Genomic DNA, 18,196 nt, shown 5'->3' with positions numbered 1-18,196 from the left:
GGGCGGCATTCGACTGGTCCTCAGCCATGAACCAGTTCGCGATTCTGTTTGGAGAGCGTTTTACCAACGCACGCGGGTAACTCCGCTAACCGCCTCGCACACAAAAATGCGGACAGGTTCGACCACGAACACAGCAAGAAAAACCAAAAAAACAAAAAACAAAAAAACCAAACCTAAACCGCCGAGCAGGCCCCTAATTCGACAACGACAAATACGGCGAACTAAGCGGCGTAGGCGGAAACGGCTGCAACCCCGTCTGCCTGCTAAAGCTATACCGCACATAAACCGCTGCAAGCCACTCCCGATACTCATAAGCATTGCCGAGCGACGCAGTCGCCCCAAACGCCAACTGCGGCGCCAGTTGATATTCCCCCACCGCGCTAAGCGAATAAGAAAACCCGGTCTTGCTCTGCCCAGGATAAACCGCACCGCCATCCACACCCGTGCCAATAAGATTGGCTATCGCCGCCGCAGTAGCCTGGCGGTTGGACCCGTCATTGAGCGGGAAGTAATTCGACGCGTCCTGACGATAATGCTGCACGCCGATCGATCCCTTCACGTCATAAGTGAACTGCCCATTGCGCCCTGTCCATTCCACCGGCAGATTCAGAATCACATACTGCTGCGGACTGAAGTACCCACCCTGACCATAGGTGAAGTACGACAGGTTCTTGTTATAACGCATCAGCGTCGTGTTCACGCCGACAGTCAGCGTCTGATCCGCATCCTTGAAGACACGTGTATAGACACCGCCGCCGCCCTTGACAGCGTTATTGCTCGCTACGTTATAACCCTGGTAGTACTGAAACGCGGCATTCACGTACAGGCCACTGGTGCCGTCGTCCCACGCAAGGCTGCCGAGGCCGCCATTGGAAGTGACGCCGCCCCACTCGAGGCCGGAGCCGGAATCGCGCGCGCCCGCATACGAAAGCAGGCTGTCCGTCACCGCGCGGCGTGCGATAGCCAGCGAATACGACACCTTGTCGGTAATGCCGCCGTTGTATTGCAGGCCGGCCACGACGGTTTTCTCAGGGAAGCCGAGCGGCGTCACGCCGATATCGCCGCTAAAGCTGCGGGCTTCGTAGCCGAGCGACAAACCCACACCGTTGGCGGTCTGGCTGCCATAGGTGTTGTTGCCGTTGACCGCGGCAATCGCGGACGTGCTGCTGGACAGCCCCGCGCCGAATCGCGCGAGCGTCGAGAGATTGCCCGAAGCAGTGCCGGCATCCAGCGTAACCGGCGTGGCGGTCACCACAATGTGGCCGTTGCCCGCCTTGATGCGCCCCTGAATGGGCGCTTCGATATCGGTCAGCGTCGACAGCCCGTCCTCGCCCGAACGGTTGCGGAACACAATCCCGCCCGACACCGTGCTCGATTGCTCGCGATTGACCTGAGCCAGTTCCTCCGCCACGCCAAGCGTCTGCGTATTGGCAACGTTCGGTTGCGGGTAGCCGCCGCCATTGCCGTTCGCACCGGGTTGCTGCGGGTAATACGGCTGCGCGTAACCGGTAGGCGGCTGCGGAATGTACGGTTGCTGCTGTTGCGCGTAATAACCCGAACCCTGACCCGGATACGGCTGATAGGGTTGCTGGGCGTAAGCCTGCTGCGGCGGAACCGGTTGATAGGGTTGTTGCGCGTAACCCTGCTGCTGCGCATAAGGTTGCTGGCCGTAATAGGGCTGTTGCTGCTGCGGATAAGCTTGCTGCCCATACGGCGCCTGCGCATAGGCCTGCGTGTTGCGATTGCTCTTTGACGCGCTTTGTTTCTTGCTGGTCGAGCGTTTCGTGCTCGCGGACGAATTCGCGTAACGCGGCGGCTGCATCGAACCGGCGTTGGCTTGCGCTTCACGCGCGGCAGGCGACATCGGCCATGGCGTGGCCGCATAGCCGTCCGGCACCTGCTGCGGATACTGAGCCTGCTGCGGATAACCGCCTTGTTGCGGATAACCACCCTGTTGGGGGTAGCCGCCTTGCTGCGCATACCCCGCCTGCTGCGGATACCCCGGGTTGTACTGCTGCTGCGGGACCTGTTGCATCTGCGGCTGGCCCTGGCCCGGATACGGTTGCAACGGCGCGCCTGACTGGCTCGACCCGTTGCTCCCCTGGCCGTAACCCCCCGTGTTGACGCCGGGCAGCGGCGCGTTATAAGGCAACGGGGCCGGCGCGGCATTGGGCGAATACGGCTGCGGCGCGGGTGCCGTGTAAGGCGCGACGTAGGGCGCGGGCTGCGTGGGTGGCGGATAGTTCGGCACGGTCTGTGACGGCAAGGAAGACTGCGAGTACGGAAGCGAGGCACGCGCGGCGTTGGAGCCGCCGCCGGCAAACGCGGCGTTGTCGGCGTCGGTCGGCGAGATCGTGGCGGTTTTACCTTCGAAGGGATTGGTGCCGGGCAGCGGCGTCGCGCCGATCCGGCGCATCGCGACTTCCCAGCCGCGCGGCACGTTGCCCGGTGCATTGGCGCGCGGCGCGTTGGCCATCAGCGGCGTATTGGCCGCGACCAGCGAACGCTGCAGATAAGTCGATGCGAGCGACAGCTTGCCTTCGGCGCGATACATGCGCCCGACCGTCGCCAGCACGCCCGGGTCGCCAGGGGCCGCCGCGAGCGCTTGCCGCGCGAGCGATTCGGCATAGCTGAACTGTTTCGCCCCAGTCGCCGCGGAGATGCCCGCCTGCAACAGGTTCAGGTCGTCCGGTTTGCGTTGCAGCGCGACGCGGTAACTTGCGAGCGCATTGCGGTCGTCGCCGGCGCTCGAATAGAGGCGCCCGAGAGCGGCTTGCAGATCGGGATTGTCGGGCATCGCCGCCAGCCACGGCGCGATCACGTCATAGGCGCTGGCAAGGTCGCCGCGCTGACGCACCGCGTCGCATTGCTTGATGACGATGCCCAGATTCAGATTGCCGAAATCGGTGCGCTGCTGCGGTGTCAATTGCATCGACGCGAGCCGCCGCATCACCATGCCGAGTTCGGCTTCCTGCCGCGTGGCGGACAGAATGCCCGCGTATTGCAGCAGTAAATCGGTGTTGCCGGGCGCCGCGTTCATTGCGCTGCGTACGAGGCCCAACGCACGATTCGGGTCGCCGGCCTGCTGATACGCGGCGGCAATCACGCCGATCAGTTCCGGGTTGTTGCCGGCCACCGGCTCGGCCGCTTGCAAGGTCGCCAGCGCCTGTTGCGACTGGCCGTTGCGCGCCATCCGCGTCGCGAGGTCGGCCTGCTGATGCACCCACAAACGGTGCTGCAAGGTCGTCATCGCGTCGGTGCGCTGCGCGACCGGAATCCGTTCGAGTTGCGCGAGACCGGCCGCCCAGTCCTGGGTTTCCGCCGACAGCAACGCACTCGCGTAAAGCGCGTCGGTCATGTCGGGGTGCGCGGCGAGCAGTCCGTCCATCATGCTGCGGGCATTCGCCACCGCGCCCTGGCGCACGTAAATGCGCGCGAGGTCGAGGCGCAGCCAGGGATCGTCGGGATTGTTCAGCAACGCGTCTTCGAACAGGCTGCGCGCGCTGCCGAGATCGCCGCGCGCTTCGGCCGCGCGCGCCTGGGCAGCCTGCGCTTCGCCCCGCAAACGGTTGATGCCGCCGGCCTTCGATTGTTGTTCGCTGTTCAACTGATTGGCGAATTGCAGTGCTTCGTCGCCACGGCCTTGTGCAGCGAGCGCGCCGACGAGGCCGCGAATCGCATCGGGATTGTCGGCCTGGCGGCGCAGCGCCATCCGGTAGGCCTGCTCGGCGCCGGCCGGGTCATGATTCGACAGCAGCATCTCGCCGAGCAGCACCTGCGCGGTGACGTCGGACGGATTCAGCGCGATCGCGCGTTCGAACAGCGACTTGGCCTTCGCGAACTCGCCATTGCTGCGCGCGCCGATCGCGTCGCTGGTGTAGGTCCAGTAGGTTGCGCTATCGAGCGCGGTTTTCCAGCGCGCCGGATTGCCGCTGCGCGACGCGCGTTCCAGATAATTGCGGGCTTCGGCAAAGCGTTCCTGCTTCAACGCGGCGATCCCCATGCCGCCGAGCGCATCGGTGTCGTTCGGGCTATTTGCCAGTACTGACGAAAACTTCGAGCGCGCCGTGTCGAGCTCGCCTCGGTCGAGCGCGGCGAACCCGTCGGCGATGGTGCGGCCACGAGCATCGACCGCGGCATTTTCCTGAGCACGGTCGCGAGCCGCCTTGTCCTGCTGGACCATCGAATCGAAGCGGGCCTTGACCGCGGCGTCGTCGGGTGAGGCTTGCAGATAGGCTTCATACGTCGCGGCGTCGGAGGGCCGTGCGTCGAGCCACAATAAGGCTTGCCGCCAGCTCTTTTTCGCCGACGCGCCAACCGTGCTGTCGCCGGTGAGCTTCTGCAGCCGCGCGATCCCGTCGCGGCGTGTAGTGTCGCGATAGGTCAGATGCTGCGCATAGGCGAGGGCGTAGCGCGGGTCGTCGGGATTGTCGCGCGCGAGTTGGTCGAGGCCGCGGCGGGCCTGGTCCCAGCCCTGCGGCGTGGCCGACAGCGCCTGGTAATACTCGAGTTGCAGTTCGGGCGTCGCCGGCTTGCCGTTCAACGCGCGCTGATATTCCTCCACCGCGCTCGCGCTTTGACCGCTTTGCGCGAGCCGCCGCGCGTCGTTGACAGTCTGGTCACGCAAGCTCGATTCGCCGAGCCGCCGGCCCAGTTCGTCCAGATTCGGATAGTTCGGCGCAACCGCTTTCAGACGCGCCAGATATTGCTGCGCTCCCGCGCCGTCCTTGCGGTCGGCGAGCACCATGCCCATGCCGTAGAGCGCATCGGGTTGCTTCGGGTCGATGCGCAGCACTTTCTGCCACGCCTGTTCGGCGAGGTCGCCGCGATGATGCGATTGCCAGTACTTGCCCTGATCGATCAGCACGCTCAGCGGGTCTTTCGACGCCTGCGCCAACGCATCAGGCGAGGCCGTCGCCACACCGCACACCACCGTGAGGCTCAGCGCGAACCGCATTGACAACGCGAGGGCGCTCAATCGCATGCATTTCTCCAACTGGGCACGAGACGGCCGGCTTCGTCGAAGCGATAGCGGCCGTCGATAAATCCGGTGCCGAACAAACCGAGCACACGATCGTAATAGACAGGCTCGCGACCCGGCACGTTGGTGTCGAGGGCGGCGAGATGGGTGCGCGCGAGCCCGAGGCCGCGCTCGTCGCCGAGCGCCTTGAAGTACGGCGCGAGCGCGCCCCAGTAGCTTAACGGACCTTCGCCGCTCGCCGTGCCGGTGGTCGACGAGACCTTCTCGGGCGGGATGCCGGTTTGCGCCACCTTCGCGCGCATGCCGCCCACCGCCGCGAGCCAAGGCTTGGCGAGCGGATCGGCGGACGACGCGAGACCGGCCCACAGGTAGACGCGGATCGCGTCATAGCTGCCCGTGTCGCCTTCTTTCGGATCGACCACGAACTGGCCGTTCTGCCAGGCAGCCCAGTCGGGCGTGAAGCCCAGCGGCGAGGTGGTCTTGATCAGCTTGTAGGCGTTGTCGGCGAGCCGGGCCCACGGCCCGCCCGGCATCTCCTTCGCCAGCGCGCGCAGCACCGGCAAAGGCAGATAGCTCGGGTTCAGGCGCGTGACGCCGCCGTTCGCGAAGCCTTGCGGTCCGGGCAGCAGCATCGGGCCAAGGCCCGGCAGCGTGGTCGTTTCCTCGCGCGCGATTTGCGCGGCAAGCGCCCGACCGAGTTGCGTGTAACTTGCGTCATGCCACAGGCGGCCGGCTTGCAGCAGATCGTAGGCGATCCACAGGTCGGAGTCGGACGCGGAATTCTGATCGAGCACGCCGAATGAGCCGTCCGGTTTCCTGCCCCAGAGCCACGACGGCAGCCGCACGTTTTGCGCGTCGAACTGATTGCCCGCGAGGTTGGCGCGGGTCCAGCCGAGCAACCGGTCGAAGCTCGCGCGGTCGTTCGCGACCAGCGCGAAGAACATGCCGTACGACTGGCCTTCCGAAGTGGTTTTCAGTTGCGGCGACGAATAATCGATCACGCGGCCATCGGCCTGCACGAAGTGTTCGATGAAGATGCGGTACGCCGGCCAGTCGTTATTGCACTGGCCTGGCTGACCTGGCGTCGGCGTGGCCTGGGCCACCCTGGTGAGGCCGGCAAAACTCGTGGCCGCCGCAAGCGCGAGGCCCACGCCCAACGTGAGCGTCATATAGGTCTTGTTGATTCGAACCCGCATATCAGTCCTATCGATCCTCTCAGTCTTTCAGGCGGCGCGCAGCGATCGAGCGCAGGGTCCGGTAGAACAGACCGGCGATGATCAGCGCGGCAAGCACGCCGCTTAGCACCAGCAGCAGCGGATGCGACGACAGCGCCCAGCGCAGATACTCCTGCGGCGACAAACGGCCGACATAGTACGCTTCGCCGTTCGACGTGATGGTGACGGTGCGGCCGTGGATCACGGCCATCGCGCCTTGAATTTCCGGCAGCACGTCGGCGTCGAGCAGGGCGGCGGACAGATCGGCGTCCGACTGGCCGGCCGCGCTCACCAGCGCGACGGCGCTGCGGTTCTTCTGCAGCGGCGATTCGAAACCGGTCAGCAGCGCGTCGCCGTTCGAACTCACGAGCGTGAGGTCGGCGCGCGCCGGCGAGCGTTCGACACCGCGCTCGCCATGCCACCAGTCCTCGAGCTTGAAGACCACGTCCGACAGCGAGAAGGTGCGCGAATCGCCGTCGCTTGAAAACGGCATCGATTTGGCCCAGCGCTGCAGCAGCGGCTGCTTGCCCGGCGCGCCGAAAATCAGCAGATCCTTGTTCGCGTACTTGTCGACGTCGTCCGCCGTGCCGACGGTGACGCCGCTTACCGGATATCCCGTCGATGCGCCCATGCGGCCCATGGTCAGCAGGTACAGGCTGTAGTCGCTCGAATCGGCGTCGTTTGGCAGGACCACCGCGGTCTCGGAGAGGTCGGCCATGCGGGTGAACGGGAAGCCGCTGTTGGCAAACGCCGCCAGATCGGGCAGCGCCATGTAATGCGGGAACGACGACAGGTCGATGGTCGAGTTCGGATCGATCGAGCCGACTACGTTTTCCAGCAGACGGCCGTGACACTCGCCGGTGTTTGGAATGTCGTAGTAGAAATGCAGGCGCACCTGCGCGCGCGGTGTCAGCAGCAGCGGCGGAATATGGACCGTGCGGCGCGCTTCGGCGGTTTTGTCCGGCAGGACGCGCGCGAAATAATGGCTCAGCTCGAACACCGAGGCCGACTCGGCCGGAATCGGCAGCGACTGCACGAAGCCGTCGTTGACGCTGATGTTCAGCGACGACCGGTCGCGCAGCGGACGCACCGTGTAGCGGTAGCGCAGATCGATCGGCGCGCCCTTGGTGTGCCACATGAACAGATCGGGCGGCACGCGCAGGTTCACGCGCACGGCGTCGGCGTCGTAGCCGGACACGGTCAGATCGCGCGGGTCGGCAAGCTCGCCGAAACGCACGGGGCGGTTGGTGGGCAGCCAGTTCGGCGCGTCGTACGGCGCGCGCGGGGCGAGTTCGTTCAGGCTCGTGATCGTCGCGCTCGGGCCGGTAAGCGTGTTCTGGCCGATGCCGAGCGCTCTGGCCGCGGTTTTCAGTTCGGCCTCGGTGCGCCCGAGTACGAGCAGCAGCTTGCCGCGTGCCGGTGCTTCGCGATCCACCACGGCGATCGTCGGACCGGAGATTGCCGGGATCGTCACGCCGGCCGGGCGCTGGTCGTCCGTGGCGAAAACGACGGCGTTGCCCGACAGCGGCGCGTTATCCAGTTGCGCGGGAAATATCGCGCCGCGATAGCCGGCCAGCGCGCCAAACCATGACGCGACAATGCCGCCCGCTTCGAGCGTGCCGGCGCCGGGTTTTTGCGGGAACACGAACGGCAGCTCGAGACGGCGCACATCGCGGCGGTCGAAGAACGGCTGCGGCAATGCCGCGAGATCCGGCTTGCTGGCGAGCGACGCATAGGTCAGGTCGAGCGAACTGGCATTGCTGACGGTGGCCCATAGCGACGAATTCGCCGGGTCTTCGCAACTCGTCGTGTAGTGACCGATCAACTGCACGTTCAGGTGATTGAATTCGGTAATGAAGCGCGGATCGATCGAGACGTCGCGCGCCACCAGCATGCCGGCCTGTTCGTGCGGCACCGGCAGTGTCGCGGCGACTTCGCCGTTCACCAGCACTTTGAGCTGGGAAATATTCGCGAGCAGCGCGGGCGAATAGCTGTAGACCAGATGCAGGATCGCGCCGGTCACCACTTCGTCGCCGCGCACGGAGAAGGCGACGCCGTTCTGGCCGTCGGTGCCGCGCAGTTGCAGCGGATCGCGCGCGCCGAGGTCGGCGAAGGTGAGCGTTTGACGGCGGCCGCCCGGCACCAGGGTGCCCGGTTCGGCGGTGGTGGGCGTTCTGAGACCTAAGGCTTTTACCGACGAAGCGGCGAGCGCCGGCGTGGGCGTGGCCAACTCCGCTTGCGTGATCGCGGCCGGATCGTAAGGCACGGCCGGGCTCGGCGCGGGCACGCTGCCCACCCCGGTGGCGACGCGCGCGGCCGGCGCGCCCTGGCCTTGCTGAGACTGCGGCGCGACCGCCTGACCGGCTGGCGCCGCGCTCGCGCCGCTCGTCGCCGCCGCAATCGCTTCGGCGGCCGACGCCAGCGGCGCTGCCAACGCGGTCTGCAACGCGAGCCAGCAGGCAAGTCCGCGCATCAACCGTTGCGAGCGAGGGCGCCCCGCCGGACGCGCCTGCGCTTTCATCCCACCGCGCTCGTGATGCGAGCGTTCGACGTTTGACTTCGCCATCCTGTTGCCCATAGATCAGTCTTTGGTTTTTAGCTTCTTGACGTCCACCGGACGGCTTTTCATCGAGCTTCGAAGGTCGGCATAAAGATGCTCGAAAAGACCCACGATGCCGCGCGCGCCGACCGACAGCACGTGCGACAGACCGCGCAGCGGCGTGTCCTGCTGGCGCCCTTCGGCCCAGCCGGTCCACGCGTCGGCGCGCGCGAAGGTGGTCTTGACGAACTCGTACTCCTGCTCGCGCGTCAGCGTCGCGAAGCGCAGGCCCACCCGGCCCGGCTCGGTGAAGCCGACCGTGGCGGGGAAGGTGTATTCCTCGTCGCCGCGAAACAGCGACACGGTCACGCGCTCGTGGATCGGCACCTCGATTTTGCCGGGCAGCGCCACGCCGACACCGCCTTCCGAGTAGTCGATGGTTTCGCAGGCCAGCGTGCGGCCGGTCGAGAATTTCAGCATCACGGGCATTTGCATCGCCACCCGGTGCACCGCGCGAATCTGCCGCCGCTCGCTCGCCGCGGCCACGCTCGCGCCGAGAATCAGCATGTTGTAGGTGGTCCAGCCGAGGTTCAGGATGGTCGTGTTGACCACGCTGCGGATATGCCAGTTCAGATAGATATGGACGATGCCGACCACGAAGCCGATCAGGTTCAGCAACAGCAGGAACAGATACGGCCGCGAGATCGACCAGTCGAAGTAGTTCTTTTCGATCTGGCCGCCCTTGGCCGTCACGTTGAACTTGCCGAGCTTCGGGTTGATCAGCGCGAGCAGCGTGGGCGCGGTGATGTAGGAGGCCAGCACCGATTCGTACACCTCGGCCCAGAACGAATGGCGGAACGAGCGCTGCATCCGCGAGTTGGTGATGCTTGCGTGCATCATGTGCGGCAGCGCGTAGATCGCGATCGTGCTGGCGGCGGCTTCGATCACATGCGCGCCGAAGAACAGGTACGACAGCGGCGCGGTGAGGAACACGAGACGCGGGATGCCGTAGAAGAAGTGCATCATCGCGTTCAGATAACAGAGCCGCTGGCCGATTTTCAGACCCTTGCCGGTCAGTGGATTGTCGATCCGGAAAATCTGCGTCATGCCGCGCGCCCAGCGAATCCGCTGACCGATGTGGCCGGAGAGACTTTCGGTGGCGAGGCCTGCTGCCTGCGGAATCGCCAGATAGGCGGTGGTGTAGCCGAGACGGTGCAGCTTCAACGCGGTGTGCGCGTCTTCGGTGACCGTTTCCACGGCGATGCCGCCGATCTCTTCGACCATGCTCCGGCGCAGCAGCGCGCACGAGCCGCAGAAGAAGGTGGCGTTCCACAGATCGTTGCCGTCCTGCACGAGGCCGTAGAACAGTTCGCCTTCGTTCGGCACCTTGCGGAAGGTGCCGAGATTGCGTTCGAACGGATCGGCGGAGAAGAAGTGGTGCGGCGTTTGCAGCATCGACAGCAGCTTGTCGCGCAGGAACCAGCCGAGGCCGATCTGCAGGAACGAGCGGGTCGGAATGTGATCGCAGTCGAAGATCGCGAGGTATTCGCCCTGGGTGATCTTCAACGCTTCATTGATGTTGCCGGCCTTTGCATGGCGGTTGTGCGTGCGGATCGTCCAGTTGACGCCGACTTCTTCGCAGAACGCCTTGAACTCGGGACGGCGGCCGTCGTCGAGCACGTGGATCGAGATTTTCTCGGCCGGATAGTCGAGCGCGAGCGCGGCGTAGATGGTCGGTTTCACCACCGAGAGCGGCTCGTTGTAAGTCGGGATGAACACGTCGACGCTCGGCCACTGGTCGCGTGAAGCGGGCAGCGGCATCGGCGTGCGCTTGAGCGGCCACGCGGTCTGGAAGTAGCCGAGCAGCAGCACGATGGTCGAATAGACCTCGGCCGAGACCAGCAACAGACCCCACGCGGCGTCGAGCGGATGTTCCCAGTAAGTGGTCGACGTGAGCCGCCAGTACATATAGCGGCCCGAGGTGACCACCGAGAGCATGATCATCACCATCGTCGCGTAACGGCCCGGCATGCGGCGGAACCACAGCGCGGTGAGGAAGCAGCAGGTCGCGAAGGTCAGTTGCTCATAAAACGCGAGCGGCACCGTGAACACGAAATACAGCATCACCAGCGCGAACAGCGTGACCAGACCCGTCACGATGCGGCTGTTCCAGAATCGGGCGTCGGCGAAGCGTTCGAGCCGCGACGGCTCGGCGCCCTCGAGGCTGTGCGAAGAAGGCGTGCTCATGCGACTTTCCCCGGTGAGACGGCAATGGCATCGACCGCCGTCATGAGCCAGTTGCCGCACGAGCGGAAATCCGCGGCCGCCTGGCTGAGTGGATCGTAGTGAATCAGCGTGGTGTCGCACGCGAGCGCTTCGCTCACGCCTTCGTCCAGATGGATCACGCCCGGGAAGAGCTTGTCGCCGAGCATCTGGCGCAGGACCTTGAGGACGTCTTTGGTCAACTGGCGCGACTGGTCGATCTGGTTGACCACGTAGCCCACGCCGCCGAACTCGGGGCGCGGCGCCGCGTAGGTGTCGATCAGCCGTTCCATTAGCGGAATGGCCGCGTAGGAAGCCGCGTCGGCCAGCACCACGTTCAGCGCGAAGGTGGCCGCGCACAACGCATTGCGCACATACGCGGACGAACCTGGCGGCGTGTCGACGATGACGACGTCGGACGGGTCGAGCCGCAGCGCTTGCAGCGACTGGGCGAGCCAGCCCGGCTCCTGGTCGATATAGGCTTCGAAGCGGCGCCGGTCGTCTTCGATCAGCGCGCCGTAGGGCAGCACCGTCACGCCGTCTACGCCGTCGAACATCACCGTTTGCCACGGATCGCCTGTCAACGTGGCGCGCGACAAACCGTCGATGCTGTCGAGCGGCACGCCGAAATGCAGGCGCAGCGCGTTCTGCGGATCGAGGTCGAGCGCGATCACGCGCCGGCCGCCGGCGGCCAGCACGGAGGCGAGATTGGCGGCGAGGGTGGTTTTGCCGACCCCGCCTTTGGCGGACACGACCGCAATGACTTTCATGAGCGACGAGGGCCGTTGACCAGCCACGAGTTGGAGGCGCCGGGCGCGGCCGCGCGCGAGGTGCCGGCCGGCGACGGCGCTGTTTGAGCGGGGGTGCCGCGCAGACGGTCGAAGACCGATTGCAGCGGCGCTGATTCGCCCGGATTGCCGGCGGCGGGTTGCCGCGGCGCGGCGGCGGCTTGAGTGGCGAACAGTTTGCCGAGGATCGACGCGGGTGGCGTGGGCGCCGCTGGCGCGGTCGGGTAGGCGTGAGCGGAGGCCGGAGCGTGCGCTTGAGCGGGTGTCTGCGCGGGTGTATGCGCCCATGCTGAGGGTGCGGGTGCCTGCGCCCATGCGGGTGCGGGGGCACGGGGCGCCGTCGGGTTGAGTGGCATGCTCGCCATAGTTTGTGTGACAGGCAGCGCCGGCGTGCGGAACTGGCCCAACGGCGCAATATTGGCAGGCGGCACGGCAGCGCGAGCCGGTGCAGCTGCAACCGGCGGTATCGATATCGATGGCGATGGCGGGGCGACGGCTGGCGCGGCTTGCCTTGCCAAGGGCGCCGCCGCGTCGGTCCGCGTCACGGCCGGGGCTACCGGTGCTGTCGGTGCTGTCGGCGCGGCCGGGGCTGTTTCCGCGCCGGGTGAGACCGCGGTGCCGTCGTTCGTTTCGAGCGCGCCGAAACGCGATGCGCCGCTCGGCGCGACAGATTTGGCGGCAACGACGACAGGCGGGATGTCCCGCCGATGTGATCGTGTAAACAGCGGCGCCTTCGCCCGCGTGACCGAGGCGGCGTCTTTCGGCACGTCATCCTGACGATCGGCAGCCGCTGCCGCTTCCTCGGCCGCCTTGCGGGCCGCTTCCTGTGCCAACGTCTCGCTATCCGCCTCGCGGCGTTGCCGGATCGCCGGGATCGTGGGCTGCGTCAGGTCAAGCGTCACCAGCAACGGCCAACGCGTGCGCGCCGAACGCGCCTCGTTTTCACGGCCGATTTCCTGGTATGCGTTGGCGTCGCCCCCAAAATGATCGAACAGTTTCTCGATGTCGCTCGATGAACTCATAGTGCCGCCGTGTTTTTAATGAACTGCCTGACTTGCTTGACTTGCTTGACCTGCATGACCTGCCTTGAGCCAAACCAGCCACCTGCTCGCCGCGCCGGCAATGCTGGCGCCGCCACTTCACGCGCACCGGTCTGGCGCGTTCCTCTCCTGCCTGCTGCCTGAGACTCTCCGCCGGCTCATGCCCAATGGCTCGAACTCACGCTTTGCCCGGCGGGACCCTCAAGCCGGATGCCGGCCCAGCCGAAACTCGATCGCGGTGTCCGCGCCGAACTCGCTCGTTTGCACGACCGACAGACCTTGCGCGCCCAATGCGCTCAACCAGGTCTGATAGACGCCTTCAAGAAATGCCGGGGTCCATGCGAGCGCCGGATTGCCGAACGCCTGCAGCGGCGCACAGTAATGCACGATGCGCAAAGATTCGGCTTCGTCGGACAGTTCGACGTAGCCCCAATCCATGTCCTGCCAGAGCAGATTCAACGCATGAGCGAGTTCCGCCGTGGACCCGCAAGCGGGCAATTGATGCGCCGCGGCAAACCGGCAGCCGACGCGGTACATCAGTTGGCGCAGTTCGTCGCGGCCGATCTGCGCTTCGAACTCTGTTGCCAAGGCGCTCAGCATGCCGCGCCATTGCGGCGAGATCTGACGTTCCAGCAGGTAATCGAGAATTGGGACCATATTTTCCGGGAAATGGCCGTTGCTTCAGCCGTGTATGAAAACGGGCGCCGACGGTTGAATGCAAATGAAAGTGTTAGGGAAAGCCGCGCGTTGCACGCGTCCGATGTTATTTTTACCGAACTGTCCAGTCTGTCCGCCACACTTCGCAGGAGTCTACTTAAGACATTAACTTTTAGCCACTTTACATTCGTCTGAGATATACACGCAAACGATTGGCTTAACTTTCTCGCAACCACGTAATACTTACGTCATTTTTGCGGTCTCAACTTTCATCCGGGCCGGTAAGCTTACGAATTTGCGCGGCGCTATTGCGCATGCAACGGGAAGTCCTGCAGACGGCAGGAATGCAGCGTGTCATGACGATGCCGTCTGTGATTCAAGACAATAAATGTTCAATCCACTCACTATTCTGGTTGTCACGGTGCTGTCGAGCGCCATGGCGATGGCCGTGCTCGGTTCACTATGGCGCGCGGCGATACCCGGCGTCGGCTACTGGATCTCGGCCAATGCGGTCGCGATCGCGGCGCTTCTTGCCTTTGCGCTGCAAGGCCACGGCCCGCGCTGGCTGACTATCGTGGCGGCCAACGAACTGCTGGCTATCTCGCTGCTGCTGCTGGTGGAGGGCTGCTACCGCTTTCTGGGGCGACCCACGCGGCCATGGGCGGCCTACGTCGGCGTGCTCGGCGTGTTGATCGGCATAACTTACTGGACTTTTGTCACGCCCGATTTCAGCGCCCGCGTGACCGTGGTGTCGGTGTATCACGGGGGCCTCTACGCGATGCTCGCCGTCATCATGCTGCGCTACCGTCCGTCGAACCGGCCGCGCTATTGCTATTACTTCCTCGCGGTAGCGTCGGTGCTCTTATGCGCGGGGCATCTCTCGCGTGGTGTCATGTACAGCTTCGGCGTGCTGCTGCAGACCAGCTTGCTGCAGGTGACGCCTGGCAATGTCGTGTTTCTCGCCATCGGTATCCTCGCGCCGCCGTGTCTTTCGATCGGGGTCATGATGCTGGCGCACGATCGTCTCGCCGAGCGGCTCGAGCGGCTTGCCAATGTGGACGATCTGACTGGCGCGCTGTCGCGCCGCGCCTTTCTCGCGATCGGCGAGGCGCTGCTGGGGACGACGCAGCGCACCGGCTCGCCGGTGGCGATGGCCATTATCGACATCGATTCGTTTAAAGCGGTCAACGATCGCTATGGCCACGCTGCCGGCGACCAGGTGTTGGGCCATTTCGCCGCGTTCGTCAGCGCCAACCTGCGGGGCGGCGATGTGTTCGGGCGGCTCGGGGGAGAGGAGTTTGGCGTGCTATGTCCGGCAACAACCAGCGCCGAGGCGGTGCGTTTAATGGATCGTGTGCGGGCGCGGCTCGCGTCGGCTGGGGCGGGGGAGTTGCCGCGTGGACTGGAATATACCTTCAGTGTCGGCGTGGATCAGCACCGGCCCGGCGAATCGCTTGCCCAGTTGATGGCGCGTGCCGACGGCGCGTTGTATGCCGCCAAGGCCTCGGGACGCAACCGCGTGATGGCCGCTTAGCCCTTACGGGGCGGGACGCGATTCTATTTGCGGACAGGGCATAAATATTTGTCAGACGGTTGCCGTTATACATGGGGCAAGTGACCGGAGCCAGCCTGATAACTATCAATATGCTTTCCACTTCAACGAAGCAACTGCCCGATTCCGGCTTGCGCGATCGGTTTCATCGACGGTCCCTGGAGCATCAGCGTCCGCTTTCGACCGTGACGATGGCGTTTACCGTGATCGCCTTCCTGTGTCTCGTCGCGGCGCGCAACATGGTTGCCGGGCCGGCGACGCCGCTTCCCTACCGGCTTGCCTGCGCGCTGGTGCTGGCGCTGCTGGTGATGGCGATTCCACGGGCGGGCTCGACGTGGATGTTCGGCGCAATCGGCGTCGCGTACTCGCTGGTGCTGGTGGCCGGTCTTGCGCTGAATGTTTCGGGCGTCGAGCATCCGTTGCTATGGATTCTGCCGGCCATGGTGGTGATCCCGATCTGCGCGGCGCCGCTATGGCTTACGCCGCTGCATTTTTTCATCGGCAGCGCGCTTTTCTACGGGGCGGCATTTGCGTTGCTGTTTGGCGGGCCGCGCACGCATGACGTCGACGTTATCGTGTGGATGTGGATCGTAGCGATCGGCGCCCCCACTTCCATTGTGTTTCACTTCGGCTTTTATCGCTTCCGGCGCAATCACTTTCTGCTGGAGAGCCAACTGGCGCAGCTTGCTGCCACCGATCCGCTGACCGGGCTGCAAAACCGCCGCGCGTTCGTCAAGCAGGCCGAGCGCCGCCTTGAAACCATGACGGGGGATGCACGGGTCAGTGCGATTTTTCTCGACATCGACAATTTCAAATCGCTGAACGACCGCTTCGGCCATGCGGTCGGCGACCATGCACTGTACCAGGTGGCCCAGGTGCTGATGGAGGAGACTTCCGCGGACGACAGCGTGAGCCGGATCGGCGGCGAGGAGTTTGCCGTGCTGCTGCGTGACGGACTGGCCGGCGCCCTGGCGCTGGCCGAGCGCCTGCGCGGCGCGATTGCCGCCATCGAGCGGCCGGACGGCTTTATGACCGCGAGCTTCGGCGTGGCCGAGCACCGGGGCGGCGAAAGCATCATGGTGCTGCTCGACCGCGCCGATGAAGCTTTGCTGCGCGCCAAGCATTCGGGCAGAAACCGCGTGTGCGCCGAACGCGCACTACCGTTCGAGGCGCTGCAAATGCTTTCCGATGCCGCACACGCGGAGGGCGGGGCGACCGCGCTGCGGCATCGCTGGGACGACTATTACCTGACCTCGCACTTCCAGCCGCTCTACAGTTTGTCGCATCAGAAGCAGGTGGGGTTCGAGGCTTTGCTGCGCGGCGAGCAGGATGACGGCACGCTGGTGCCGCCCGTTGTTCTGTTCGCGCCGAAGCCGTCCAGCGACGAAGGCGAACTCGATCGCGCGAGTCATGCCGTGCATCTGGCCAATGCGCGCAAGGTGCTGCCCGGCGACGCGTGGCTGTTCCTCAATATTTTGCCGGCCACGTTTATTGCCGACGGCTATGCCGACCAGCTCGCCCTGATTGTGCGAGCGGTGGGGTTCGAGCCGGAGCGGGTGATTCTGGAGATTCTCGAATCGCATGGCGGGAGTGTCGACGACATGTCGCGCGCGGCGGCTTTATATCGTGAGCATGGTTTTCTGATTGCCGTCGACGATTTCGGCGCGGGTCAATCGAACCTTGACCGCCTGTTGCGGATCCGGCCGGATATTGTGAAGCTTGACGGCGAGTTGATTCGCGCGACCAGCCACGGCTCCGAGCAGCCGATTTTGCCGAAGCTGGTTTCGCTGTTGCATCAGGCGGGGATGCTGGTTGTGGTGGAGGGTGTGGAGACCACGGAGGAGTTGATCCTGGCGGTCGAGTCGAATGTGGATTTCGCGCAGGGGTATCTGCTTGGCCGGCCGGCGGCGGAGCTTGCGCCGCCGGAGTCGGTGCATCGGCGGATCGATGATGCGTTCGACGTGATTGCCCAGGGGCGGGCGCATCAGTATGCGTTGTTCGAGTCGGAGGTCGAACCTTATCGGGGTGCGTTGAAGCTGGCTGCCGATGCTTTGCTGCTGGGTGTTCCGATGGAGGAGGCGTTTGCTTCGCTGGCGACGTTCGAGCGCTGTATCAGCGGGTTTATTCTCGACGATTCCGGACGGCAGATCGGGAATGAGGTGCGGGGGCCGGCATGGAGTAGCGATGGCGCTTCGTTGCATCCTGTGGCGAATCCGCAGGATGCCAGATGGGATCATCGGCCGTATTTTCGTAATGCGGTTTTGCTGCCAGGGGTGGCTGTGGCTAGTAATCCTTATCTTTCTTTGGCCAGCGGGCGGCCTTGTGTTGCGGTTACTTTGGCTGTGCAGTTTGCTGGGGGAAGGTGTGTTGTGGGGGTGGAGCTGGATTGGTCGGTGGTGGGGTTGCCGTGGCCGGCGGGGGATTGAGGTTGCGCGGGGCGCTTTTTTGTTAATCTGGATTTTTTGGCGTTGCCGTCTTGCGCTCTTGGTCTTTTTGTCTTTTGGCCTTTCCTTGCTTTGTTAGTGGTCTATTAGCGTTGCCCCTGTGCGGGGCGGCACCTACTTTTCTTTGCCTGCCGCAAAGAAAAGTAGGCAAAAGAAAGCGGCTCAACCCGCCAGCTCATAAGCGGGTCCCCCGCACAGCCACGGTAGTGGTGCATCTGGAATCTGTCGCCTCGCACATTCGGCTTTAGTGACAAGGCCGTCATACCTCCGGCGGCGCTACGCGCGCCGATACGCCGTTCACAAAACCGGTGGTCGTGTTTCGCGGTCAGCCGAACTTGACGCGGCGGCGCTGTCAAAACCTACGACATTTGTGCATTCGGCACCTCGCGGAGGCGAAGCCGAAGGCTCTCGCTGCGCGAAGCCCCCCCGGTTTCCCTGGCAGACCCGTCCGCGACGCACGCAGTGCGGAGTGGGAACTGATGAGTCCTTTGTCAACGGCGCGGAGTGTGCGAGGCGACAGATTCCAGATGCACCACTACCGCTACTGTGCGGGGGACCCGCTTAAAAATTAGCGGTGTGAGCCGCTTTCTTTTGCCTACTTTTCTTTGCGGCCGGCAAAGAAAAGTAGGTGCCGCCCCGCACAGGGGCAACGCTAATAGACCGATAAGAAATCAAGGAAAGGCCAAAAGACCAAAAGACAAAATGACCAAAAGACCAGA

The 18,196-nt window shown here is 64.5% G+C and carries 9 protein-coding genes; 2 read left to right on the top strand and 7 right to left on the bottom strand.

Translation table 11 applies throughout. The features are described 5' to 3' along the window. Positions 1–193: 193 nt before the first annotated feature. From AC57B6_RS18695 to bcsD, 7 genes are all read right to left on the bottom strand, one after another. The gene (locus AC57B6_RS18695) at positions 194–4,984 is read right to left on the bottom strand and encodes a cellulose synthase subunit BcsC-related outer membrane protein (protein WP_444514750.1); all 4,791 of its coding nucleotides are present in this window, start codon (positions 4,982–4,984) and stop codon (positions 194–196) included. Next, positions 4,975–6,177, bottom strand: coding sequence for a cellulose synthase complex periplasmic endoglucanase BcsZ (gene bcsZ / locus AC57B6_RS18690; protein ID WP_028200607.1), 1,203 nt, complete (start codon positions 6,175–6,177; stop codon positions 4,975–4,977). Before bcsZ ends, AC57B6_RS18695 begins: the two co-directional genes overlap by 10 nt. 19 nt (positions 6,178–6,196) lie before the next feature. Next, positions 6,197–8,773: a cellulose biosynthesis cyclic di-GMP-binding regulatory protein BcsB gene (gene bcsB / locus AC57B6_RS18685; protein ID WP_496421857.1), complete on the bottom strand. Its 2,577-nt coding sequence runs from the start codon at positions 8,771–8,773 to the stop codon at positions 6,197–6,199. A gap of 3 nt (positions 8,774–8,776) precedes the next feature. Continuing rightward, on the bottom strand, positions 8,777–10,981 hold the full coding sequence (bcsA, locus tag AC57B6_RS18680; protein ID WP_028200609.1) for a UDP-forming cellulose synthase catalytic subunit: 2,205 nt from the start codon (positions 10,979–10,981) through the stop codon (positions 8,777–8,779). Beyond that, on the bottom strand, positions 10,978–11,766 hold the full coding sequence (gene bcsQ, locus AC57B6_RS18675; RefSeq protein ID WP_028200610.1) for a cellulose biosynthesis protein BcsQ: 789 nt from the start codon (positions 11,764–11,766) through the stop codon (positions 10,978–10,980). Before bcsQ ends, bcsA begins: the two co-directional genes overlap by 4 nt. Then, positions 11,763–12,806, bottom strand: coding sequence for a cellulose biosynthesis protein BcsP (gene bcsP, locus AC57B6_RS18670; protein ID WP_496421856.1), 1,044 nt, complete (start codon positions 12,804–12,806; stop codon positions 11,763–11,765). The genes bcsQ and bcsP overlap by 4 nt, the downstream gene beginning before the upstream one ends. 219 nt (positions 12,807–13,025) lie before the next feature. Continuing rightward, a complete protein-coding gene (gene bcsD, locus AC57B6_RS18665; protein WP_028200612.1) occupies positions 13,026–13,481 on the bottom strand; it encodes a cellulose biosynthesis protein BcsD in 456 nt (151 codons plus the stop codon). A gap of 388 nt (positions 13,482–13,869) precedes the next feature. On the opposite strand from bcsD, the gene AC57B6_RS18660 reads away from it, so the two are divergent. Both AC57B6_RS18660 and AC57B6_RS18655 read left to right on the top strand, forming a co-directional pair. Beyond that, positions 13,870–15,015: a GGDEF domain-containing protein gene (locus AC57B6_RS18660; protein ID WP_028200613.1), complete on the top strand. Its 1,146-nt coding sequence runs from the start codon at positions 13,870–13,872 to the stop codon at positions 15,013–15,015. A gap of 110 nt (positions 15,016–15,125) precedes the next feature. Then, the gene (locus AC57B6_RS18655) at positions 15,126–17,459 is read left to right on the top strand and encodes an EAL domain-containing protein (protein ID WP_496421855.1); all 2,334 of its coding nucleotides are present in this window, start codon (positions 15,126–15,128) and stop codon (positions 17,457–17,459) included. Positions 17,460–18,196: the final 737 nt, after the last annotated feature.

It is taken from the genome of Paraburkholderia sp. BGA-UO-ETr-F12 (genome assembly GCF_059567945.1).
The sequence above is the reverse complement of the archived record's forward strand: the minus strand, read 5'-3'. Positions and strand labels throughout refer to the sequence as shown.